Below are 23,618 nucleotides of genomic sequence, written 5' to 3'. Positions count from 1 at the left end.
GCCCAGCAGCCCAAAGAACTCGACATTTAACGGAAGGCGGATATGTCTGTAGCACAAAATTACGGTACTGGTCGCCGCAAAACGTCCACGGCTCGGGTGTTTATCAAGCCGGGAAGCGGTAATATTTCTATCAATGGTCGCACCATCGAAGATTTTTTCGGTCGTGAGACGCTGCGTATGATCGTGCGCCAACCTCTGGTTGTAGCAGAGTCTGCAGATCGTTTTGATATCAACATTACCGTAAAGGGTGGTGGTATCAGTGGCCAGGCAGGCGCTATTCGCCACGGCCTGACCCGCGCTCTGATGGATTACGACGAAACTCTGCGCCCAGCGATGCGTAAAGCGGGTTATGTTACCCGTGATGCTCGTGAAGTTGAGCGTAAGAAAGTTGGTCTGCGCAAGGCGCGTAAGCGTCCTCAGTACTCCAAGCGTTAAGTTTCGCTGGAGCAGATCTCAGGAAAACCCGGCTATTTGGTCGGGTTTTTTTGTTTCAGGGTCAATGGTGGTCAAATTGATCTGGAGCAGAGAAGAGGCTCTGGCGGCGGCTTTCCGACTTGTAAGGACATGGTAATTTCATTACCATTTGAGCGCTTATATTTTTGGATTGTGAAGTCCTTTTCGATGCACACTGTCGGCTTTCTTGCGGGCTGTGACATCGCCTGATGGGAGAAAACCATAATGAATAATGGCGACGTGAGCCAAGGTCGACGCCGGTTTCTGATCGGTGCTACGGCTGCGGTAGGTGGAGTCGGCGTCGTCGGTGCGGCAGTTCCTTTCGTGGCATCCTGGAATCCCAGTGCCAAAGCGGAAGCAGCTGGAGCGCCGGTAACCGTCAATATCAGTAAGATTGAACCGGGTCAGCAGATCACCGTCGAGTGGCGAGGTAAGCCGGTTTGGGTTATCCGCCGTACTCAGGAAATGCTGGATAATATTGTAAAGCTCGACGATAAGGTAAGAGATCCCCAGTCAGAAGAGTCGCAACAGCCAGGTTATGCCAGTGATGAGTACCGCTCAATCAAGCCGGAGTTCGCCGTGCTGGTTGGTTTGTGTACCCATCTGGGTTGTGTGCCTAGCTATCGCCCGGACGTCGCTCCGGCAGATCTGGGTAGCGAGTGGTTGGGTGGTCTGTTCTGTCCTTGTCACGGTTCCCGCTACGATATGGCCGGCCGGGTCTATAAAGCGCAGCCTGCTCCGCTGAACCTGGAGGTCCCACCCTATCGTTACGACGATGATGAGACTCTCACGATTGGTCTTGATCCGGAGGCAGCGTAATGCAGAAGCTTCTTAATTGGGTGGACGAACGTCTGCCAGTTGTGGATGCCTGGAATAAACACCTGGCAAAATATTATGCGCCGAAAAACTTCAACGTCTGGTATTTTTTCGGTTCTCTGGCGATGCTTGTACTGGTGAATCAGTTGGTAACCGGTATCTGGCTTACCATGAGCTACAACCCGACAGGCGAGGGGGCGTTTGCTTCCGTTGAGTACATCATGCGTGATGTACAGTGGGGTTGGCTCTTGCGCTACCTGCACTCCACGGGTGCCTCCGCTTTCTTCATTGTGGTTTATCTTCACATGTTCCGCGGCCTTATGTACGGTTCGTATCAGAAGCCGCGGGAGCTGATCTGGCTATTCGGCATGCTGATTTACCTGGTGCTGATGGCAGAAGCTTTCATGGGCTATCTGCTGCCTTGGGGTCAGATGTCCTACTGGGGCGCGCAGGTGATCGTAAACCTGTTTGGTGCCATCCCTGTTATTGGTGAGGATCTGTCTCTGTGGATTCGTGGTGACTACCTGATCTCCGGTATTACCCTGAACCGCTTCTTCGCCTTGCACGTGGTTGCGCTTCCGATCGTGCTGCTTGGCCTGGTTGTTCTCCACATTCTTGCTTTGCATGAAGTGGGTTCCAACAACCCGGACGGCATCGATATCAAGAAGAACAAGGATGAAAACGGAATTCCCAAAGACGGTATCCCGTTCCATCCCTACTACTCTGTGCACGATCTCGTGGGCGTGGCGGTATTCTTCTTTATCTTCTTTATTGTGGTGTTCTTCTTCCCTGAGATGGGCGGACTATTTCTTGAGGCACCGAACTTTGAGCCTGCGAACTCGCTGAAGACGCCTGCGCATATTGCGCCTGTCTGGTACTTCACGCCTTTCTACGCCATGTTGCGCGCGGTCACGATTGATCTCTTCGGGTTGCCGGCGAAGTTCTGGGGTGTGGTTGTCATGGGCGGTGCGATTGCGATCCTGTTTGTTTTGCCCTGGCTGGACAGAAGCCCGGTGCGCTCCATTCGCTACAAGGGTTGGCTGAGCAAGATTGCACTGGCGCTGTTCGCAATAAGCTTCGTTATTCTCGGCTATCTTGGCCTTGTGCCTACAACCGAAGGTCGTATCATTGTTGCCCAGATTCTGACAGCAGTGTACTTCCTCTACTTCATTCTGATGCCGTTCTATACGCGCATGGAGAAAACCAAGCCAGTACCAGAGAGGGTGACAGGATAATGAGAAAGCTGATTTTTGGTCTTTTCATCGCATTCCTGCCGGTTCTCGGACTGGCAGCCGGCGCTGGTGTTCATCTTGATCACATTAAGACGGACCACACAGACAAAGCATCTCTCCAGCGTGGTGCTACCACGTTCACTAACTACTGCATGGGGTGTCACTCCATGGAGTACGCTCGTTACAAGCGGGTCGCTGACGATCTGGAGATTCCAGTCAAGCTGTTCGAGGAGAATCTTATTTTCACCGGCGCTCAGATTGGCGAACTGATGAAGAACTCCATGAACAAGGATATGGCAGCAGGCTGGTTTGGTGCTCCGCCACCTGACCTTACCCTGGAAAGCCGCCTGCGTGGCGAGTCCTGGGTTTACTCCTACCTGCGTGGTTTCTATAAGGATGAAACCCGCCCTTTGGGTGTAAACAACGTGGTGTTCGACAAGGTGGGCATGCCCCATGTTATGGTCGAACTGCAGGGGTTGTGTGCAGTGGAGCCTAACATCGGTAAAAAAGCCAGTGTTGAGCCGCTGAGTGGCAATGTCAATAACGGAAATGTCTGCCCCGAGTATGCCATTGAAGGTAGCATGACCGGCGCCGAGTTTGACCGTGCCATGTATGACCTGACGAATTTTATGTCTTACATGGCGGATCCTATCAAGGTTGAGCGTGAACGCCTCGGGATTTTCGTATTGATCTTCGTTGCTATTTTCTTTGTCTTTACCTACCTGCTCAATCGTGAGTACTGGAAGGACGTGCACTGAAAAATAGGGTATAATCCCGTTCCCTGAGTTCCAGTGGGCGTTAACCGGCCCGCTGGAATTTTTGCGTTTTTCAGGACCATTTCGGTTTGTTTATTTGTGAGGTAGTTCTATGGGCGTTGTGACCAAGCGGTCATCGATGACATTTTTCTCAGACCCGACCAGCCACTATAGCCACAGAGTGCGCATTGTGTTGGCAGAGAAGGGTGTTACCGTTGATGTCGTTGATGTTGACCCGGACAGTCCGCCAGCCGAGCTGGCTGATCTGAATCCGTATAACGCCCTGCCGACTCTGGTGGATCGTGATCTGGTTCTGTATGAGCCTAACATCATGATGGAATATCTTGATGAGCGCTTTCCGCACCCGCCGTTGCTGCCGGTTTACCCGGTTGCCCGTGCCAACAGTCGGCTGATGATTCACAGAATCCAGAAAGACTGGTGTGGTTTGGTGGATCAGATTTTGCACCAACCAAACGTCAAGGCGTCAGAAGCCGCGCGTAAAGAGCTGCGCGAAAGCCTGCTTGCTACGGCGCCGTTGTTTGGTGAAATGCCGTTTTTCCTTTCTGAAGAATTTACCATTGTGGATTGCTGTATTGCACCTATCCTCTGGCGTTTGCCGTCACTGGGTATTGAACTCAATGACAAGCAAGCCAAGCCGCTGCAGAAGTATATGGAGAGTATTTTTGATCGCGAAGGTTTTAAGGCAAGCCTTTCTGATCTTGAAGAAGACATCCGTAGCTGAATTGGCGGGGTTTTGCCATACGGAACAGGAGGCAAGCAGTGTCTGATAACAAGATCACCATGACATCCAGTCGTCCGTATCTGGTACGTGCATTCAATGAGTGGATACTGGATAACGACTGCACGCCCTATATAGTTGTGGATGCGGGCGTTCAGGGTGTTCAGGTGCCCACGGAGCATGTCGCGAACGGGCAGATCGTTCTGAATGTCAGTCCTGGTGCTGTGCGTAACCTGGTAGTGGGTAATGGCGCTCTGGAGTTCAGCGCCCGTTTCGGCGGTGTGCCTATGCAGGTATTCATTCCACTTCAGGCAGTGATGGCTATCTACGCCAAGGAAAACGGTGAAGGTATGGTTTTTGGCAGTGAGCCGGGCTCTCCGGATCCTGACGGCACTAATGATCGGGATGGCGGTCGGTCGTCTGAAGGCCAGGAAGAGCGCCCGTCGGGTCGTCCGACTCTCAAGGTCGTTAAGTAGGTTTTAGCCAATAACTGTGCTGACAAAAAAGCCGGCTGATGCCGGCTTTTTTGTCAGCCCCCAAACAGTTTCCCGTCTACCAATGAGCACAGCGCATTGATCACAAGCAGTAGCAAAGGCGTAGCCTCTGCAGGCGAGAGGTCGTTCAGAGCGATCTCGTGGTCTTCTGAATGCATCAGGGAGGTGATGTCAGACTTCTCCCTCGCGCTCAACACCACCACGTTCATTTCCCGGTCATGGGCTGCCTGAATGGCCTGAATAAGGTTCGCTTTGTGGCCATCATCAACTATCACGAATAGTAGGTCGCCGGGCTTACCGATAGCTTTGACCTGGCGTGAGAAGGTATCGTTGAAGCGGTTGTCGCGGCAGATGGCCGAGAAAGTAGTTGCGTCGGCTCCCAGGTTGATTGCCGGCAGCGCCGGCCGATCCTGCTCGAAGCGGTTCAGAAAGGCTGTGCAGAAATACTGGGCGATTACGTTGGCATTGCCGTTGGCGCAGGTGACAATTTTCCCGTCATTGAGAAGGGCGTTTACAAACGCCTCTGCAGCATGCTCGATAGCGGGCCCCACGGTACTGGCTGCTTGGGCAGTATGCTCCATGTGGCTCGCAAACAACTGGTTGATCAGGTTTCCCGTTTCGTTCATCAGAATCTATACGTCCGCCTGGATTGCATTTTTGATCCATTGTACCCGGTATTTTTTTACGGTTCCCGGACTGATTGCCACCACGTCTATCCGGCTGAGCGCGTTCCAAAGGTTGTGTCGGTGCAGATAAAACGAAGCGGCTTTTAGCAGCCGCTGTCGTTTCGGATAGGAAATGGAGCTTGCCGGATCGACAAGGCTGTCCGTCCCCCGGTAGCGCACCTCAAAGAAGACAAGCGTACCCTTGTCTTGCCCTATCAGGTCGATTTCACCGCCGCGGTTATAAATGTTGCGCTCAAGTATCTCCACGCCTCGAGAGCTGAGGTACCGTGCTGCAACCCCTTCAAAATGTGTTCCGATTGCTTTGCTGCCTTCCATGGCGCTTATCTTGTCCTTTTGCGACTCAGGGTTAGTTTGTCAACGACTGCGCCGGTTTGTCATCTTCGGCACCAAGAGGTTTGGGCTGGGGTAGCAAGTTGGGCGTTCCACTGCGGAATTGCGCCCAAAGCTGGGTCCTGTGAATGCTGCCCTCGCGAGTCATGCTTAGCTGGCCGGTCTGGCCATCCACTTGCGCGGTTTGAACCTGGCGCAGTAGAGGCAGTCGTTTGCTCAGTTGCCATGCGTCCGCTCCCATGGCAAACAGCCTTCCCAGCTGACCTTGAGTGCCAGGCAAAACCTTGGTGGCTTCTTCGCGCAACGGGTTTTTGGCGTCGAGTACCCAGGGAATATCGGTGAATATAACCTGATTGAGGTCGCGATCCCGGGCAGCGTCCGGTGTGCCTTCGTAAATGATCGAAGGGGAGTACACAGGCAGGTCGCCGCCAAAGTAAAACGCAAACAGGGGTTTGAACTGGCGCGCTACTGCTGGCTCGGCCACCATAACAATCGCTTCAGCATCCTGCCGGCGCCGTGGTTCGAACTCAACATTGAGGCCAATGGTGCGTTCTACCTGAATGGCGCGGTCCCGGGATACGGTAATGCCCAGCAGGTCCGCCGTCACCGCGCGCAGGTTATCTTCTCGAAAGAACCGCTCGATATCCAATGCAATCGCGCCGTTGTGCTGCATGCGTTTCAGCAATGCGGCCTCTACGCGATCACCCCACTCACCCTGCGGGATGAGCACCAGAACCTGGTTGATGTTCTGCTCCGAGAGCCGGTCAGCAATCTGTCGGGCTTCGTCCTCTGCGGAAAGACCAAACTGATAAAGGCCGTCCGGTGCCTTCTTGTCTGCAGCCAGATAGTTTAAGCCCAAAGCGGGAACTGGAAGCGTTTTCATGCTGGTAAGGCTTGCCAGCGCTTCTTTCTCAAGCGGCCCGATAATCAGATCGATATCCTGAGTGGCCAGTTCCCTGTAGAGCTCATCAAAGGGTTGGCCTGAGGTGTCCACAATACGGATGTCAGTTTTGCTGCGGTCTGCAGAGCTATCCTGATAGTAGGCGGCCAGAAATCCGTCGCGAATGGCTTTGCCAGCGCTCGCCAGGGGACCTTGAAGCGGCAGTGCCAGGACAACTTTTTCGGGCCGGTTTGCGGCAAGGCTGGCAATGAGCTGCAGTTCGGATGGCAGTATCTGTGCGGCAGGGTGGCCGGGCCAGTTGTTTTGCCAACGACGGATAGCCTTGCCCTGATCGTCAATGCTCAGCCCGGGAGCGCGCACGTTGGCGGCGAGTTCGAGCCACCCCTCGGTCTCGAAACCGATGGTGTTCTCACCTGCGGCAGAGAGTTTCTGGTCCGGAACGGCTTTCAGAAAGGTCCAGATCTGATCGTGGATCTGCTGCGGGTTAACCTTGCCGTCTGTCTGTGAAAGAAGCATCAGGGTCATGGCGGCCGAGAGACGGTCGCCCGCGAGCGCGTACGTTTCAGCCTGAAGGCCTGCCGCGCGGTTCACGAGATCCGAGTTGTAGCCTCTGAAATTGTCTGGTGAGAGTTTTGTCACGATACTGCCCGCCCACTCTCGGTCTTCCAGTGCTACAGCGCCGGCCATGGCAAGTAGCTGTTTTTGGGCTTGCAGTGATGGCGCAGGTTGCGCCAGTTGAGTGCTCTGCAGTAATGTGCGGGCCGCCCGATGGTCGCCGCGCTCCTGAAACCGGCTTGCGACCTTCAGCAGGTATTGCTGCGCCGTTTCAGTGTTTCGCTCCTTTGCGGCAAGCTCAAGAGCCTGCGACGGGGATTGGGCAACGTGTGACTCCAGGTCGATACTGGCGCAGCCTGCAAATAGCAGGGTCAGGGTAAATATACCGGCCAGGGCGCGATGGTTAATACGGTTCTTAGTCATGGCAAGCTCTATGGATTCCGGGGTTTGGGGCTTGTAGCGCCGATCTGATGGTGGCAAGTTTAACAGCTCCCGGGCCAATTCACATGACGCAGGTGTCATGGTAATGCTGCCCCTGTGCTCGAGGCATACATTTTGAAAACTGAATCGGATCAGTCAGTCATGCAGGTAATAAAGCCGGGCGATACCCGTGGAACGCTCTATATTGTCGCTACCCCTATTGGTAACCTGGAGGACATTTCTGCGCGCGCGGTGAGCGTGCTCTCGGAGGTGACGGTTATTGCTGCAGAGGATACCCGTCACAGCGGGCGCCTGCTGCAGCATTTAGGGCTTAACAAGCCGTTGATTGCATTACATGATCACAATGAGCGCGGCAGGGTTCAGGGCATCCTGGATCAGTTATTGGCGGGCGCTGATGTTGCGTTGATTTCAGACGCCGGTACGCCGCTGATCTCTGATCCGGGCTATGTGCTGGTTCGGGAGGCAAGAACCGAAGGGCTGCGGGTAAGTCCGATTCCCGGGCCATGTGCGTTGATTGCCGCGCTGAGTGCTGCGGGCCTCCCCACGGATCGCTTTTTGTTTGTCGGCTTTCTTCCTGCAAAGCGCTCTGGCCGACGCACCGCTCTGGAGGAGCTTCGCAAGGAGAATGCGACTCTGGTTTTTTACGAGTCACCCCACAGGATACTGGATGCCGTAGCCGACATCGTTGAAATCATGGGGGGGCATCGTGAGATTGTGCTGGGGCGTGAGATTACTAAAGCTTTCGAGACGTTCTACTCCGGGGAAGCGACTCAAGTACTGGCGACCCTCACGAATGATCCGCACGGCAGTCGGGGCGAATTTGTTGTCATGGTGCGGGGTGCTGAAAAAACGGAAAGCTCCCTGATGGCCGGCGCACTTGATGTAGATCGACTGCTGAGTCTGCTGATGGAGGAGCTGCCGCTCAAGAAAGCGGCAAAGATTGCCTCCAATCTGACCAGCCTGGGTAAAAACGAACTGTATCAACGGGCGTTGGATCTCAAAGACAGTTGACCACCGGAGCGGTGCTTTTCCTTGCATGGCGCGTGGTGCAGGAGTATTGTCTCGCCCGAGCTCGCCAGACAGTCGCCGCCGGTTTATCCGGGGGAGGAAAGTCCGGGCTCCGCAGGGCAAGGTGCCAGGTAACTCCTGGGCGGCGTGAGCCGACGGAAAGTGCAACAGAAAGCAGACCGCCTAAGTTTTCGTGACACGTTTGCGAGGACCGGTAAGGGTGAAACGGTGCGGTAAGAGCGCACCGCGTGACTGGCAACAGTTCACGGCGATGGTAAACCCCACCTGGAGCAAGACCAAATAGGAGTCCTATGGCGTGGCCCGCGCTGGACTCGGGTAGGTTGCTTGAGGCCTGTGGTGACGCAGGCCCTAGATGAATGACTGTCCACGACAGAACCCGGCTTATCGGCGAGCTCACCTTCTTTTCCTCAGTGCATAAAGCGTGTTCATTCTCATGGCACGCTTCTTATAGCCAAAAAATCTTAAACCTCACTTGTCTTCTTCAGACCTTTTTGCAGGTGGTTGATTTTCCTTCTTTTCTTATTCGTAATGTCACGTTTTGCTCACGCCATTCTCTCTAACCTGTTGTCATAAAAGGAACTTTCCCAAGAGGGACGCTGTTTGCGGCGCTTGCATTGTGAATTGCGTGTTTCTATAGTGTGCACAAGTGGGAAAAAGTGGTTTCTAGTGGTTATTTGTGGTTTTCAGGTCCCCAGAGACAGTGTAAATGAGCAATTTTCTCGGCAGTCATGCCATCAATATGGATGCAAAGGGTCGCCTGGCGATCCCCACCAAGGTGCGCGAAGGCCTCGCGCAGGCCTGTGGTGGGCGCATTGTATTGACGGCGAATGCTGATGAAGAGCGTTGTCTGCTGGTTTACCCGGAGCCAGAGTGGGAGATTCTCCGCCCCAAAATCGAAGCACTTCCCAACATGAATAAAGCGGCACGACGCCTTCAACGCCTGCTGCTGGGTAATGCTGCACCCATGGAGATGGATTCTGCCGGGCGCATTCTGGTGCCGCCCACACTGCGCAGCTACGCCCACCTTGAGAAAAAGCTGATGCTCATCGGGCAGGGCAAAAAACTGGAGCTTTGGAGCGAGGAGCGCTGGTTTGCATGGCTTGATGAATCCTCTGGTGACGAAGATATGCCGCCTGAGATGGAGGCGCTTTCCCTATGACCACCGATCACCGTCAGGAGGTCGGGGCAGAGTTTTCGCATCGCTCGGTCCTTCTGGACTCGGCGGTTGACTATTTGGTCCGCGATCCCGATGGCAAATATGTAGATGGCACCTTTGGCAGAGGCGGTCATAGCCAGCTTATTCTCGGCCGCCTGGGTACGTCTGGCCAGTTGCTGGGTATCGATAAGGACCCTGAGGCCATCACTGTAGCTGAAGAGCTGGCTGCAGATGATTCGCGATTTGGATATTTTCATGGCTCCTTTGCTGAGCTCAGTCGCGCGGTATCCGATGCTGGCTGGGAGCAGGTTGATGGTGTGCTGATGGATTTGGGGGTGTCTTCGCCGCAGCTTGACGATGCGTCGAGGGGCTTCAGCTTTATGCGTGATGGCCCGCTCGATATGCGCATGAATCCGTTGCAGTCGCCAAGTGCGGCTGAGTGGCTCGCTTATGCGGAAGAGCGCGATATCGCGGATGTGATCTTTCGCTACGGTGAGGAGAGATTTTCTCGCCGCATTGCCCGCCTGATTGTCGAGCGCCGCAAAGAAGTGCCGATCGAAACAACGCTTCAACTGGCCGCGCTGGTCAGCGAAGCAGTACCGAAAAAAGAGAAACATAAACACCCGGCAACCCGCACTTTCCAGGCGGTTCGCATTTTTATCAATCGCGAGCTGGAAGACCTGGAAGCAGGACTGCAGGCGTCCGTTGATCGGCTTGCGCCGGGTGGCCGGTTAGTTGTCATCAGTTTTCACTCGCTGGAAGACCGGCTGGTGAAGCGTTTCATGCGAGACCTCGCTCGTGGCCCAAGGTTGCCCAAAGGCATACCCGTGACGGCAGAGCAGGAGGCTTCGGATTTCAGGTTAATAGGCAAGGCCAGCAAGGCCGGTGTTGGTGAAGTCAGTGAGAATGTTCGCGCCCGCAGCGCTGTTATGCGGGTTCTGGAACGTATCGACAAAAAACAGACATCCCAGGGGAGCGCATAAATATGGGCGCAGTAGCCATAGAGCCGGCGGTAAAACCGGCCAAGCTGAATAAAGAAAAGGTTCGCGAGGGTGTCGTTGCAGCCGTGCGGATTTCGCGGCGTGTTTTTGAAGCCACGCGGCAGAAGCGGGTTCTGGTATCGCTGGTCCTTGCCGCGCTGCTTGTGAGTTCATCGATTGGCGTTGTTATTAGTGCCCATGAGAACCGTGTGCTGTTCAACACGCTGTCCCAGCTTCAGGCAGAGCGTGACAGCTTTCAGGCCGAGTGGAGTCAGCTGCTTTTGGAGCAAAGTTCCATGGGTGGCCACGGGCGGGTAGAGAAACTTGCAGCAGAGCGCTTCAATATGGTGGCTCCCGGGCGCCAGGACATTGTTCTGGTGCCTTTGATGTCACCGTTGGCGTCCCGGTAATTCACGATAATCACAATCTCAGGGTGATCTGATTGTCCACTCCGGAATCAGCAAGAACAATGGGTCAGAAAGTGGCGGCAGGCATGAAAGCCTGGCGCTTTGGCTCTGTGCTGGGAGTGTTCCTGGTGGTCGTGCTGGCGCTTGGCTGGCGCCTGGTCGACCTGCACGTTGTCGATAACGATTTCCTGCGTAAGCAAGGTGATGTTCGCACCATCCGTGTAGAAACAATCGATGCTCACCGTGGGGTGGTCACTGATCGGTACGGCGAGCCTCTGGCAGTGAGCACTCCAGTGCAGACGCTCTGGGCCAACCCTTCAGAGACAGATCCCGCCGAGCCGCGTCTGGCAAACCTGGCGCGGGTGCTGGAAATCAGCGAGGCAAGACTGCGCGAGCGCCTTGCAACTTATGCTGGCCGCGAATTCATTTATCTGCGCAGAAAAGTCCAGCCCGGATTGGCCGCAAAGGTCATGGAGCTGGATATCCCGGGTATTTATACGCGCCAGGAGTACCGTCGTTATTACCCGGCTGGCGAGGTAACGGCGCACGTTGTCGGGTTTACCAATATTGATGAGCGCGGCCAGGAAGGAATGGAGCTGGCCTATAACGAGTGGTTGTCTGGTGAGTCTGGCCGCAAGCGTGTTTTGAAGGACAATCGCGGACGGATTATCAAGGACCTGACGTTAATCCGGGATGCGGCCCCCGGTCATAATCTTGAGTTAAGCATAGATCTGCGCCTGCAGTACCTGGCTTATCGCGAGCTGAAAGCTGTTGTCAGCGCCCATGGCGCCCATGGCGGCACCCTCGTTATGCTCGATGTCGAGACCGGTGAGGTGCTCGCTATGGTCAATCAGGGGTCTTATAACCCCAACGACCGCAGTCAGTTTGCACCGGAAAATCTCCGCAACAAAGCCATCACGGATCTGTTTGAGCCCGGCTCAACCATGAAGCCGATTTCGATGGCTGCTGCGCTTGAATCCGGCCAGTACTCCGTTAAGGCAACAATTGATACTTCGCCCGGTTATCGGCGCTTTGGCAGGTTTACGATTCGTGATTACCGGAACTACGGCGTCATTAGCCTGACAGACATCATTGTCAAATCCAGCAACGTAGGTATCAGCAAAATCGCCACCGAGTTGGGTGGCGATACGATTCGCAACCTGTACGCTCGGCTTGGATTTGGCCAGCCAACCGGTATCGGATTCCCGGGAGAGGCTGTGGGTGTGTTACCCGCACCACCAAAGTGGCGCCCTTCGGAAGAAGCAACGCTCTCATACGGTTACGGGATGAGTGTGAATGCACTTCAGTTGGCCCAGGCCTATATGGTTATTGCCAATGGCGGTGTGCGGTATCCGCTAAGTTTGATGAAGCTGAATGAAAAGCCCATTGGCGAGAGGGTGCTCTCCGAGCAGGTAACAAGCGATGTAAGAACCATGCTTGGAGAAGTGGTTGCCAGGGGGTCTGGTAAGCGTGCTCAGCCAGGTTTCTATAGCGCTGGAGGCAAAACCGGAACCGTTCACCTGGTCGGCTCCCAGGGTTATGAAGACAGCCAGTACAAGGCAATTTTTGCCGGAATGGCGCCTATTGATAATCCGAGAATTGTAACGGTTGTGGCGGTGGATGCGCCCCAGTCCGGCGAATACTACGGTGGCGAAGTTGCCGCGCCGGTGTTTTCACGGGTGATGAGTGACGCCCTCCGGCTGCTTAATGTGAAACCGGAGCTTGAAGTGGGCACAGCGGGCTCGCAAACGGGACAGACAGGGGAGAGGGGGTAAGCCTATGAGCATGACATCTCTCAGTACCTTGTTGCAGGGTATTGTTTCAGTGCCTTCGGTTTTCGATGTAACGATTCATGGTCTACAAACCGATAGCCGTGAAATCAGCCCCGGCGACGCGTTTGTGGCCTTGGCTGGCGCCGCGACGCCGGCGAACCAATACGTCGATAAAGCCATAGCCGCCGGGGCGACGGTTGTGCTGCTGGAATCTGACGAAGAGCTGGAGTGTTCGGAGCACCACGGTGCGCTGATAGTGCCAGTTGTCGGGCTCAAGCAGTTGACTGGCAAAATTGCAGCCCGCTTCTACGAGCACCCTTCCCGGAGGCTGCGGCTGATAGGTGTTACCGGTACTAACGGAAAGACCTCAGTTAGCCATTATGTGGCCCAGCTAATGAGCCAGGCCGGCACGCCTTGCGGCATTCTGGGAACCCTCGGTTATGGCATGCCAGGTGCCTTGAAAAAATCCACGCACACTACGCCAGACGTGGTTCAGATCAATCGGGCATTGTCGGGGATTATTGCCAAGGGCGGGCGTGCTGCGGCGATGGAAGTGTCATCTCATGGCCTGGATCAGGGGCGTGTGGATGGGCTGACCATAACCGCAGCTGTCTTTACCAATCTGACGCGGGATCATCTCGATTACCACGGTTCCATGGACGCCTATGGTGCAACCAAGGCCCGACTGTTTGAGCGTGAGGACGTGCACTTCTCGGTGATCAACTTTGATGATCCTTTCGGTCGTCAGTTATACGAAAAGCTTGAAGGCAAGTGTGATCGCGTTCGCTATAGCCTTCACGAATCCGAGATGGAGTTGTGGCTAAAGGAGTTCCACCCTACGGACGAGGGCTTTGATGCAACAGTCGACGGGGAATGGGGCAGTTTTGAGTTCTCGGCGCCTCTTATGGGCAGTTTCAACGCCAGTAATGTGCTCGCAGCAATTGCAACAGTTATGACACTGGGGGTGACGGTAGAGCAGGTTCAGCAGGCGGTGAAGCAACTGACGCCGCCTCCTGGCCGACTTGAGCGCTTCTCTGGCGCAGACGGTGTTCGTGTCGTTGTGGATTACGCCCATACACCGGATGCCCTGGCGAATGCTCTGGCTGCGTTACGACCGCACGTAACGGGCAGGCTGATCTGTGTGTTCGGTTGCGGAGGCGACCGTGACAGCGGAAAGCGCCCGGAAATGGCGAGGGAAGCAGAACAGTGCGCGGATGTCATCGTCGTTACAGACGACAACCCACGAACGGAAAGCCCGGTGGCGATTGTGCAGGGTATTCTGGCTGGCTTCTCCCGCCCGGACGCTGCAACGGTCATTCACGACCGGGCTGAGGCGATTCGTTTTGCTATCAATATGGCCGGGCCGGACGATCTTGTTCTTATCGCAGGAAAAGGCCACGAATCCTGGCAGGAGATCGCGGGTCAGAAGCTTCCGTTCAGCGACGCTGCCCAGGTTCGCCATTGGCTGAAGCTCGAAGGAGGTGTCGCATGATGCGTGCTTTCTCCCTCACCGAGGCTTTGCGCTTCACTGGCGCAACCTGCGAAATCCAAGGGTTGGACGAGATCCAGTTTGAGAGTGTTTCCACGGATACACGGTTTTTGAAGCGGGGTGATCTGTTTGTTGCTCTGCGCGGCGAGAATTTTGATGGTCACAAGTTTTTGCCGACTGCGCAGGAACTTGGGGCGTGTGCTGCGGTGGTTGATGCGTTCGACAGCAGTCTCGATATGCCTCAGTTGGTCGTGGCCAGCACCGTTCAGGCGCTGGCCGATCTGGCGGCGGGCAACCGGAGCGAGAGTGATGCGAAGCTGATTGCCATCACTGGTAGCAGTGGTAAAACCACCGTGAAAGAGCTGACTGCAGCCATTCTGGTGCGTATGGGCGATACCCTGGCGACCCGCGGCAATCTGAATAATCACATTGGTGTGCCGCTGACTCTGTTTGGCCTGAAACCGGCACACCGGTATGGCGTTATCGAGTTGGGTGCCAGCGGTCCTGGTGAAATTGCTCGCACCGTAACAGTCACAAAGCCTCAGGTCGTGATTCTCACGAACGCGGGCCAGGCGCACCTCGAAGGGTTTGGCAGTTACGAGAATATTGTTCAGGCCAAGGGCGAGATTATTGAAGGCGTTACCGAAAGCGGCTTGGTGGTTCTGAACCGGGACGATCCTGCGTTCGATCAGTGGCTTGCCCGAGCTGGCAAGCGTCGGGTTGTCAGTGTCAGCCGTTTTGATCACCCGGATGCGGACTACCGCGCTGATTTAAAAAAGCCGCATACCGAGAAGCCGCAAATTGCGGTTGCGGGGCCTGGCAGTTGGTCTTGCACATTCAAGCTGCCTCTGGAAGGCGAACACAATATAACCAACGCGCTGTTAGCGATTGCGGCCACGCGTGAACTGGGTGCGCCGGATACGGCCATTGTTGAAGGTTTGGCCAGCGTGCAACCGGTAAGCGGGCGTCTGCAGATGGTCAACTTGCCGGGCAAGTTGTCGGTGATCGATGACAGTTACAACGCCAATCCTGCCTCCATGAAAGCGGCGCTGAACGTTCTTGTAAAACGCGAAGGCAAGCGCGTTGCGGTTTTGGGTGCCATGGGCGAGCTCGGGCCCACTGCTCATGAGTTGCACCGTGAAGTCGGCGCCTTTGCCTTCGAGCTGGGTATTAACCGCCTTCTGACGGTAGGCGTTGGTTGCGAAGGCTATGCCGATGGTTTTGGTGCCGCAACCGAGATGTATCAAACACACGACGAAGCCGTGCAGGCCATCGTTCGCACTCTTGAACCGCCTATGACCGTGCTGGTGAAAGGGTCCAGAAGTTCCGCCATGGACCTCGTGGTGGAAGGGATAAAAAACAAGGTGAATAACGCATGCTGCTCTGGCTGACAGAGGTTCTATCACAATATTTTTCGGCGCTGACGGTGTTTCAGTACCTCACCGTGCGCGGGATTCTGGGAACATTGACTGCGCTCCTGATCTCGCTGGTTATCGGGCCGTTGATGATCCGCAAGCTGAGTCAGTATCAGATTGGCCAAGCCATCCGTGATGACGGGCCGCAGACGCACCTTAGCAAAGCAGGCACCCCAACCATGGGTGGTGCTCTGATTCTGGTATCTATCGGCATCACCACAGTACTGTGGGCGGATCTGTCCAATCGTTATGTGTGGGTCACTTTGCTGGTTACCCTATTATTTGGTGCGGTTGGCTGGGTTGATGATTACCGCAAGGTAGTTGAGCGTAACCCTCGCGGCCTGCCTGCGCGCTGGAAGTATTTCTGGCAGTCGCTGATTGGTGCCGCTGCAGCCATCGTGCTGTATTTCAGCTCCGCGCTGCCTCAGGAAACATCACTGTACCTGCCGTTTGTCAAAAACGTGTCACTGACCCTCGGGCCGGTGCTTTTCATACTGCTGACGTATTTTGTGATCGTCGGGAGCAGCAATGCGGTGAACCTGACAGACGGTCTGGATGGTCTCGCAATCATGCCTACGGTTATGGTCGCCGGCGCTCTCGGCATTTTCGCGTACGTATCCGGCAACGTTCAGTTCGCTAACTATCTGTTGATCCCACACTTGCCTGGAACTGGCGAGCTCATTGTGTTTTGCGGGGCCCTGGTTGGGGCCGGGCTAGGCTTTCTCTGGTTTAACACCTATCCCGCTCAGGTGTTCATGGGCGACGTTGGCGCGCTTGCACTGGGTGCAGCCCTGGGTGTGGTGGCGGTGATCGTGCGCCAGGAAATCATTCTTTTCATCATGGGCGGCGTGTTCGTGATGGAGACCGTGTCTGTGATTTTGCAGGTGGCTTCCTTCCGGCTGACCGGTCGCCGGATTTTCCGGATGGCGCCATTGCACCACCATTTTGAACTCAAAGGCTGGCCGGAACCGCGGGTGATTGTGCGCTTCTGGGTGATCACTGTAATTCTCGTTCTGATTGGCTTGGCCAGTCTGAAGTTGCGATAGGAAACCGGACTGATTATGAGTGTCATCACGTCAGATCGTCGCACACTGGTAGTAGGGCTCGGTAAAACCGGGCTCTCCTGCGTGCGCTATCTGTCTGCTCAGGGGCGGGACATTGCGGTGGCGGATAACCGCGAAGCACCCCCAGGGCTGGATGACCTGCGTACCGGGTGGCCGGATATTCCGGTTTACCTGGGTCAGTTTGATCAGGACCTGTTTGCTGGCTTTAACGAGCTGATTGTGAGCCCCGGAATTAACATAGCCGAGCCCGCTATCGCACGGGCTGCTGAGCAGGGCGCGCGCATCCGGGGCGATATCGATTTGTTTGCAGAGGCTGCCGACGCGCCTGTGGTGGCCATAACTGGCTCCAACGGCAAAACCACTGTCACCACACTGCTGGGCGAGATGGCCAGGGCTGCTGGTCGCAAAGTTGAAGTTGGCGGAAATATTGGTACTCCTGCACTGGATTTGCTGGGCCGGTGCGCTGATTTGTACGTGCTTGAGCTCTCCAGTTTTCAGCTGGAAACCACTGCGGAACTGAATGCACTGGCGGCAACGGTATTGAACGTCAGTGACGATCATCTGGATCGTTATCCGGACAAACTGACGTATTTCCAAGCCAAACAGAGAATTTTTCATGGATGCCAGAACGCCATTGTGAATCTGGACGACGCTCTGAGCACACCCATGGCACGGGATAATCTGCGCTTTATCTGCTTCGGATTCCATCGGGTCAATCCGCAAACGTTCAGCACCCGGGAAGACGATCAGGGTCTCTGGCTAACCTTCGGGTTCGATAACGTTTTGAACGCCAGCGAGCTCAAGCTGATGGGCCGGCACAACCTCAGCAACGTAATGGCGGCGCTGGCGCTGGGTCAGGCGGCTGGGTTGCCGATGGAAGCCATGCAGAAGGCGGCCCGCGAATTTAACGGATTGCCGCACCGGTGCGAGTTTGTCCGCCGGGTCAACGGTGTCGATTATATCAACGATTCCAAAGGTACGAATGTCGGAGCCACCGTCGCAGCGATAGAAAGTCTCACCCCTGAGGGCGACGGACAAATAGTTCTGATCGCAGGCGGTGAAGGTAAAGGCGCAGAATTTTCCCCGTTGGCGGGGCCGATCAGAACCGGATGCAGGGCGGTCGTATTGATCGGAACGGACGCAGATCGCATTGCTGAAACGCTAGGGTCGGATCTGCCGGTATATCGGGTCGCCTCTCTGGCGGAGGCCGTGAAAAAGTCTGAAGCGCTTGCTTTGGAAGGCGACAGGATTCTGTTTTCCCCTGCCTGCGCAAGCTTCGATATGTTCCGGGATTATATTGATCGCGGTGATCAGTTCCGCACACTGGTGCAGTCTCTCGGGGAGGTGCTGTGATGCAGGCAGGACTATCGGCAGCACCCGCACGGACTCAGTGGGTGGGTGAGATTCAGCCTTTGGCGGTACTGGTGATCACCTCGGTTGCTCTGCTGATCATCGGCGTTGTGATGATTTCTTCAGCGTCCATGGATATGGCTGTCGAGGTGATGGGCAATGGTTATCACTACGTCATTCGCCAGCTTATATTCGCCGCCATGGGCTGCATGCTTGCACTGGTAGCGGTCAACGTCCCGGTGGCCTGGTGGGAGCGCAGTGGCTGGTTATTGCTTGGTATCGGTTTGTTGGTGTTGGTGCTGGTTCTTACGCCTCTGGGTCGCACGGTTAATGGATCAACCCGCTGGATTCCGTTTGGTTTGTTCAACGTGCAGGTCTCGGAAGTGGCAAAGCTTTGTCTGATTGCCTATCTGGCTGGATACGTCGTCCGTCGGCGCGATGAATTACTGAATACCTGGGCTGGTTTTCTGAAGCCTCTGGCGGTCCTGGGTGTGGCTTCTGCGCTGCTGGTTATCCAGCCAGACTTCGGGGCCACGGTGGTTCTGGTTACGGCGGCGGCCGGCATGATTTTCCTGAGCGGCGTGCGTTTGAGCCGGTTTGTGCCATTGATTGCGACACTGGTGGTTATCGGCGCCGTATTGATCCTGACCCAACCCTACCGCCTGAAGCGCGTAGTGAGTTATCTCGATCCCTGGAAAGATCAGTTTGATACCGGCTATCAGTTAACCCAGTCGCTGATTGCCTTCGGGCGTGGTGAGTGGGGTGGCGTTGGTTTGGGTAACTCGATACAGAAGCTGTTTTTCTTACCCGAAGCGCATACCGACTTTATTTTCGCGATTATTGCGGAAGAGTTCGGGTTGTTGGGTTCATTGATTGTGCTTGGGCTGTTTACCGTGCTTGTTGTAACCGGTTTCGTGATAGCCCGTCGAGCCGAAAAGGCGCATATGCCGTTCGGTGCCTGCTTCGCCTATGGCATTACCCTGCTGATCGGGCTGCAGGCCGGTATCAATATGGCGGTCAGCACCGGATTGCTACCCACCAAGGGGCTGACCTTGCCTCTGGTGAGCTACGGCGGCTCCAGCCTGATGATCAGCTGCGTTTGTATCGGGATTCTGGCAAGGGTTGAAATGGAACGGCTCGACAAGGAAAAACAGGCTACGGAAAAGACCGGTTCCCGTAAGCGGGGAGGAGCGCGTTATGACTGAGTCGCGCCGGTTTTTGATGATGGCGGGAGGTACCGGAGGCCACGTGTTCCCGGCACTTGCGACTGCCCGGGCGCTTGAAGCGAAGGGGCACGAATTGTACTGGCTGGGCGCCACGGGAGGCATGGAGGAGAGGTTGATTGCCGACACGGGCATTCCGCTGTCGCTTATTCACATCTCCGGGCTCAGGGGTAAAGGCAAGCTGGCTCTCATCATGGCGCCTTTCCGCCTGATGCGGGCATTGGGGGAAGCCTTCACCATCATGCGTCGCATCCGCCCGGACTGCGTGGTTGGCATGGGTGGCTTTGTGACAGGCCCCGGCGGTCTGGCTGCATGGCTGACACGAACGCCCTTGGTTATTCACGAGCAGAACGCCGTTGCCGGAATGACCAATCGCATTCTGGTCCGGTTTTCGAAAACCGTGCTGGAAGCCTTTCCCGGAAGTTTTGGCAAAGACGTCATCACCCGGTGCACAGGCAATCCAGTGCGCGAAGATCTTGCAACTCTGCCAGAACCGGAACAGAGAATGGCCGGGCGTTCGAGCGAACACGGTGAGCAGAACAACCCGCTGCGTATTCTGGTGGTGGGCGGCAGTCTGGGAGCTCAGGTGTTCAACCAGCAGCTACCAGAAGCCTTGGCAATGCTGCCCGAACAGAAGAGGCCGCAGGTTCGCCATCAGTGCGGTGAAACGCACCTCGAAGCTGCGCGTGCTTCTTATGAGCAGCACGGTGTCGATGCCGATGTGGAGCCGTTCATTAAAGATATGGCAGAGGCCTACAGCTGGGCGGATATCGTGTTATGCCGAGCGGGTGCACTGACGGTTTCAGAACTGTGTGCGGCAGGCATTGGTGCAGTGTTGGTGCCATTTCCTCACGCGGTAGACGACCACCAAACGAAAAACGGTCAGCAAATGGTGAATGTCGGTGCGGCCGTGCTGATACCACAGTCACAGCTTACGCCGGCGATACTGGCTGAGACCCTGGGCGATCTCGCGAACAATCGCGCCCGGGTTATGGATATGGCAGAGGCTGCACGCACGCTGGCTCGCCCCGATGCAACGGAGAGAGTCGTGAATTATTGTCTGGAGGCCGCAAATGGTTGATACAACCAATCCGCCGCTTGTTTTTCAGGTACCGGAAATGCGCCGGATTCGTCACATTCACTTTGTGGGTATCGGCGGCGCAGGTATGAGCGGTATTGCTGAAGTCCTGAAAAACCAGGGCTATGAAGTGTCGGGATCAGACCTGAAAGAAGGTGTCGTTACCAGCCGTCTCAAGGCCATGGGTATTGAGGTTCAGATCGGCCACCGCCAAGAGAACAGCGCCAGAGCCGATGTGGTTGTGGTGTCTTCGGCGGTAGGTTCAGATAATCCCGAGGTGGCTTCGGCCCGCAGTCGGCGGGTGCCCATCGTGCCCCGTGCGGAGATGCTGGCGGAGATTATGCGTTACCGCCATGGCATTGCTGTCGCCGGAACCCATGGGAAAACCACCACCACCAGCCTGATTGCTTCAGTGTTTGGTGAGGCAGGGCTTGATCCTACCTTTGTGATCGGCGGCAAATTGAACAGCGCGGGCACCAACGCCAAGCTGGGCGGTTCTCGTTATCTGGTTGCAGAAGCAGATGAAAGCGATGCGTCGTTCCTTCACCTGACACCGGTGATCTCTGTGGTCACGAACATCGAAGCGGACCACATGGATACCTACGACGGCGACGTCGAAAAGCTCAAGCAGACCTTTGTGGACTTCCTCCACAACCTGCCCTTTTACGGCGTGGCAGTAATGTGCGTCGATGATGACTATGTGCAGGAAATTATTCCGCGTATCTCCCGCGCGATTATCACCTATGGCATCGACAATCCCGACGCCGATTATCGCGCCGAGAATATTGTAACAGACGGTCTGAGAACCCATTTTGTTGTGAAACGCCCCGGCGGGCGCAGTGATCTGACGGTCGACCTGAAGATGCCCGGGCGCCACAACGTGCTGAACTCACTTGCGGTGATTGCGGTTGCAACAGATGAAGGCGTTGCTGACGAAGCCATTTGCCAGGGGCTGGCAGCTTTTGCGGGTGTCGGGCGGCGTTTTCAGGTCAATGGCGATTATAAAACACCGAAGGGCACGGTCACCCTGGTGGATGACTATGGCCACCACCCGACTGAGGTGGAGGCTGTGATTCGTGCAGCTCACGATGCCTGGCCGGGACGGCGGCTGGTGATGTTGTACCAGCCCCACAGATTCACCCGTACTCGCGATCTGTATGAGGATTTTGTGCGGGTTTTGTCTGAGGTCGATGGCTTGTTGCTGATGGATGTTTACTCCGCTGGCGAACCAGCTATTCCTGGCGCGGACGGCCGTGCATTGTGTCGAAGCATACGGCAGCGCGGCAAAGTGGAACCCGTGTTTGTAGACGATAACCGCAAGATCGAGAGCTTGCTGGAAAGCGTGCTTCGGGACGGTGATCTTTTGATTACACAGGGTGCTGGCGACATCGGTGGTGTGGCGAGTCGGCTGGCAGCAGCAGGAGTAATTTCAGGTGAGTGATATACAGCATCCCAGGATACCAGCGTATCAGGCCGAGCCGGAATTGGTCCGGGCGCTGGGGCGTGTGGCTGTTTTTATGGGGGGAGACTCTGCTGAACGTGACGTCTCGCTCAAAAGCGGTAAGGCAGTTCTTGCTGCCCTGGTATCTGCCGGCGTTGATGCGTTTGGCGTGGATGTTCAAGGCTGCCTGTTGAAAACCGTAGAAAACCCCGCGTTTGATCGGGTTTTTATAGCGTTGCACGGCCGCGGTGGGGAAGACGGAACGCTGCAGGCGATCCTGTCTCAGGCTGGTATTCCTTACACCGGCAGTGAAGTGATGGCGTCTGCCCTGGCGATGGACAAGCTGCGTACCAAGTACGTGTTCGCGGGTTGCGATTTGCCGACACCGAAATTCAGAACCATGACATCAGTTGATGATGCCGAACAGATTGTCCGGGAATTACGCCCGCCGCTGAGCGTCAAGCCTTCCCGTGAAGGTTCCAGCATCGGCATCCGCAAGGTGAACACCGTTGCCGAACTGGTTGAGGCGTACGAAGCCGCAACAGCGCTGGATACCCTGGTGCTGATTGAAGAATGGATCGAAGGCCCCGAGTTTACCGTCAGCCTGCTGCAGGACAGTGCACTCCCGGCAATAGGGCTTAGCACAGATCACGTGTTCTACGACTATGACGCGAAATACCTGGCGGATGACACCCGTTACAGAATTCCATGCGGCCTGTCGCCCCAGGACGAAGTGAAGCTGCAGAATCTTGCTCTCGAGGCTTTTCGGGTAGTGGGCTGCCGCACCTGGGGCCGTGTAGACATCATGCAGGATGCAGAGGGTGAATTCTGGTTGCTGGAAGTGAATACGGTACCGGGCATGACCGATCACAGCCTTGTACCTATGTCTGCGAAAGCGGCCGGTATCAGCTTTGAAGAGTTGGTCGTACGGATTCTTCGCGACACGCTGGAGGGTGCCAATGCTTGAAACACTGCTGATCCGGAGTCGGGCGATACCGTCCGACCCTCCCCGGCGCCGGGGAGCAACCTCCCTCGGGCCGGAGAAGGACCGGTTTGGCGTGCTGAGGGCGGTGCTGGCAGCGGTGCCTTGGCTGCAGGCCGGTATGGGTATTGCGATTCTGTTTGCAGCGGGCCTGGTGCCTTGGGCAACCGGCAAAGTACTGGGGGCTATGGATCAGCAAATACTGGCAATTGATGTGAACGGTGAGTTTGTCGGAGACACTCGCGTAGCCATTGAACGTCAGGCGGGGAACTGGATCGGTAAGAGCTATTTCTCGACCGATCTCGCCGACATCAAGGCCGATCTCGAGAAGCGGCCCTGGGTTGAGACAGTTGCGGTACGCCGGGTGTGGCCGGATCGCCTGGAAATCAACATCCGGGAGAAAAAGCCGCTGGCCTACTGGACCGATGGTCGCCTGGTCAGTCGCACTGGCGAGCTGTTTATGCCGCCTAACCCCGACGTGGCCGGGCGCTTGCCGCAGCTTTCCGGGCCTGATGGGCGGGTCCGTGATGTGATCGCCATGGCGCGGACCATGAGTGACAAGCTGGTGGGGCATGGCCTGGGGTTTTCCGGGCTGACACTGGAGCGGCGAGGGGCCTGGACTCTTCGTCTCTCAAATGGAATTGAAGTGGTGCTGGGCCGGGATCAGGTCGCGAAGCGCTTTGAACGTTTTATAACGGTTTATGAAAACCGGCTTATATCACGGTCGGACGAAGTTAGCCGGGTAGATGCCCGCTACACGAATGGTGTAGCGGTTCAGTGGAAGCCAGCACAGGCTGCTTCCGGCCCGAAAACATAGAAACAGTAAATTC

Annotated in this window: 23 protein-coding genes and 1 other RNA gene; 21 read left to right on the top strand and 3 right to left on the bottom strand. The window is 55.8% G+C overall.

Annotated features, from left to right (window positions below; genetic code table 11):
• Positions 1–42 precede the first annotated feature (42 nt).
• The 6 genes from rpsI to ACN0V1_RS17445 all read left to right on the top strand — a co-directional run bounded on the left by rpsI (position 43) and on the right by ACN0V1_RS17445 (position 4,471).
• Positions 43–435, top strand: coding sequence for a 30S ribosomal protein S9 (rpsI, locus tag ACN0V1_RS17470; RefSeq protein WP_096783517.1), 393 nt, complete (start codon positions 43–45; stop codon positions 433–435).
• A gap of 243 nt (positions 436–678) precedes the next feature.
• Complete coding sequence (gene petA, locus ACN0V1_RS17465) at positions 679–1,272, top strand: ubiquinol-cytochrome c reductase iron-sulfur subunit (protein WP_417546217.1); 594 nt, start codon at positions 679–681, stop codon at positions 1,270–1,272.
• Complete coding sequence (locus tag ACN0V1_RS17460) at positions 1,272–2,504, top strand: cytochrome b (RefSeq protein ID WP_417546216.1); 1,233 nt, start codon at positions 1,272–1,274, stop codon at positions 2,502–2,504. Before petA ends, ACN0V1_RS17460 begins: the two co-directional genes overlap by 1 nt.
• A complete protein-coding gene (locus ACN0V1_RS17455; protein ID WP_417546215.1) occupies positions 2,504–3,259 on the top strand; it encodes a cytochrome c1 in 756 nt (251 codons plus the stop codon). The genes ACN0V1_RS17460 and ACN0V1_RS17455 overlap by 1 nt, the downstream gene beginning before the upstream one ends.
• Before the next feature lie 109 nt (positions 3,260–3,368).
• On the top strand, positions 3,369–3,998 hold the full coding sequence (locus tag ACN0V1_RS17450; protein ID WP_417546214.1) for a glutathione S-transferase N-terminal domain-containing protein: 630 nt from the start codon (positions 3,369–3,371) through the stop codon (positions 3,996–3,998).
• A 59-nt stretch (positions 3,999–4,057) separates the two neighbouring features.
• On the top strand, positions 4,058–4,471 hold the full coding sequence (locus ACN0V1_RS17445) for a ClpXP protease specificity-enhancing factor (RefSeq protein WP_417546221.1): 414 nt from the start codon (positions 4,058–4,060) through the stop codon (positions 4,469–4,471).
• 53 nt (positions 4,472–4,524) lie between these two features.
• Here the strand turns inward: ACN0V1_RS17445 and ACN0V1_RS17440 are convergent, their stop codons facing one another.
• Genes ACN0V1_RS17440 through ACN0V1_RS17430 form a run of 3 tightly spaced genes read right to left on the bottom strand, consistent with a single transcriptional unit; the run spans position 4,525 to position 7,384 of the window.
• Positions 4,525–5,115, bottom strand: a complete 591-nt coding sequence (locus tag ACN0V1_RS17440) for an SIS domain-containing protein (RefSeq protein WP_417546213.1) — start codon at positions 5,113–5,115, stop codon at positions 4,525–4,527.
• A gap of 6 nt (positions 5,116–5,121) precedes the next feature.
• Complete coding sequence (locus ACN0V1_RS17435) at positions 5,122–5,490, bottom strand: YraN family protein (RefSeq protein WP_417546212.1); 369 nt, start codon at positions 5,488–5,490, stop codon at positions 5,122–5,124.
• Between the two features lie 31 nt (positions 5,491–5,521).
• Positions 5,522–7,384 carry a penicillin-binding protein activator gene (locus tag ACN0V1_RS17430; RefSeq protein ID WP_417546211.1) on the bottom strand — a complete coding sequence of 621 codons (1,863 nt, stop codon included), beginning with the start codon at positions 7,382–7,384 and terminating at the stop codon, positions 5,522–5,524.
• Between the two features lie 159 nt (positions 7,385–7,543).
• On the opposite strand from ACN0V1_RS17430, the gene rsmI reads away from it, so the two are divergent.
• The 15 genes from rsmI (at position 7,544) to ACN0V1_RS17355 (ending at position 23,605) form a co-directional block, all read left to right on the top strand.
• A complete protein-coding gene (gene rsmI / locus ACN0V1_RS17425; protein WP_417546220.1) occupies positions 7,544–8,413 on the top strand; it encodes a 16S rRNA (cytidine(1402)-2'-O)-methyltransferase in 870 nt (289 codons plus the stop codon).
• A 56-nt stretch (positions 8,414–8,469) separates the two neighbouring features.
• Positions 8,470–8,831: RNase P RNA component class A (gene rnpB / locus ACN0V1_RS17420), an RNA gene on the top strand.
• Positions 8,832–9,137: 306 nt separating this feature from the next.
• Positions 9,138–9,590, top strand: coding sequence for a division/cell wall cluster transcriptional repressor MraZ (mraZ, locus tag ACN0V1_RS17415; protein WP_144780444.1), 453 nt, complete (start codon positions 9,138–9,140; stop codon positions 9,588–9,590).
• Complete coding sequence (rsmH, locus tag ACN0V1_RS17410) at positions 9,587–10,570, top strand: 16S rRNA (cytosine(1402)-N(4))-methyltransferase RsmH (RefSeq protein WP_417546210.1); 984 nt, start codon at positions 9,587–9,589, stop codon at positions 10,568–10,570. Before mraZ ends, rsmH begins: the two co-directional genes overlap by 4 nt.
• A gap of 2 nt (positions 10,571–10,572) precedes the next feature.
• A complete protein-coding gene (gene ftsL, locus ACN0V1_RS17405) occupies positions 10,573–10,977 on the top strand; it encodes a cell division protein FtsL (protein WP_417546209.1) in 405 nt (134 codons plus the stop codon).
• Between the two features lie 59 nt (positions 10,978–11,036).
• A complete protein-coding gene (locus ACN0V1_RS17400; protein WP_417546208.1) occupies positions 11,037–12,749 on the top strand; it encodes a peptidoglycan D,D-transpeptidase FtsI family protein in 1,713 nt (570 codons plus the stop codon).
• A gap of 4 nt (positions 12,750–12,753) precedes the next feature.
• Entirely contained in the window at positions 12,754–14,238 is a 1,485-nt protein-coding gene (locus tag ACN0V1_RS17395) for a UDP-N-acetylmuramoyl-L-alanyl-D-glutamate--2,6-diaminopimelate ligase (protein WP_417546207.1), read from the top strand.
• A complete protein-coding gene (locus ACN0V1_RS17390) occupies positions 14,235–15,626 on the top strand; it encodes a UDP-N-acetylmuramoyl-tripeptide--D-alanyl-D-alanine ligase (RefSeq protein WP_417546206.1) in 1,392 nt (463 codons plus the stop codon). The genes ACN0V1_RS17395 and ACN0V1_RS17390 overlap by 4 nt, the downstream gene beginning before the upstream one ends.
• Complete coding sequence (gene mraY, locus ACN0V1_RS17385; protein ID WP_417546205.1) at positions 15,611–16,696, top strand: phospho-N-acetylmuramoyl-pentapeptide-transferase; 1,086 nt, start codon at positions 15,611–15,613, stop codon at positions 16,694–16,696. Before ACN0V1_RS17390 ends, mraY begins: the two co-directional genes overlap by 16 nt.
• 15 nt (positions 16,697–16,711) lie before the next feature.
• A complete protein-coding gene (murD, locus tag ACN0V1_RS17380) occupies positions 16,712–18,067 on the top strand; it encodes a UDP-N-acetylmuramoyl-L-alanine--D-glutamate ligase (protein WP_417546204.1) in 1,356 nt (451 codons plus the stop codon).
• Positions 18,067–19,269, top strand: coding sequence for a putative lipid II flippase FtsW (ftsW, locus tag ACN0V1_RS17375; protein ID WP_417546203.1), 1,203 nt, complete (start codon positions 18,067–18,069; stop codon positions 19,267–19,269). Before murD ends, ftsW begins: the two co-directional genes overlap by 1 nt.
• Entirely contained in the window at positions 19,262–20,368 is a 1,107-nt protein-coding gene (gene murG / locus ACN0V1_RS17370) for an undecaprenyldiphospho-muramoylpentapeptide beta-N-acetylglucosaminyltransferase (RefSeq protein WP_417546202.1), read from the top strand. Before ftsW ends, murG begins: the two co-directional genes overlap by 8 nt.
• A complete protein-coding gene (murC, locus tag ACN0V1_RS17365) occupies positions 20,361–21,806 on the top strand; it encodes a UDP-N-acetylmuramate--L-alanine ligase (protein ID WP_417546201.1) in 1,446 nt (481 codons plus the stop codon). Before murG ends, murC begins: the two co-directional genes overlap by 8 nt.
• Positions 21,799–22,773, top strand: coding sequence for a D-alanine--D-alanine ligase (locus ACN0V1_RS17360; protein WP_417546200.1), 975 nt, complete (start codon positions 21,799–21,801; stop codon positions 22,771–22,773). Before murC ends, ACN0V1_RS17360 begins: the two co-directional genes overlap by 8 nt.
• A complete protein-coding gene (locus ACN0V1_RS17355) occupies positions 22,766–23,605 on the top strand; it encodes a cell division protein FtsQ/DivIB (protein ID WP_417546199.1) in 840 nt (279 codons plus the stop codon). Before ACN0V1_RS17360 ends, ACN0V1_RS17355 begins: the two co-directional genes overlap by 8 nt.
• Positions 23,606–23,618: the final 13 nt, after the last annotated feature.

The organism is Marinobacter sp., from assembly GCF_048266785.1.
In the GTDB taxonomy this organism is placed as follows: Bacteria; Pseudomonadota; Gammaproteobacteria; order Pseudomonadales; family Oleiphilaceae; genus Marinobacter.
The sequence above is the reverse complement of the archived record's forward strand: the minus strand, read 5'-3'. Positions and strand labels throughout refer to the sequence as shown.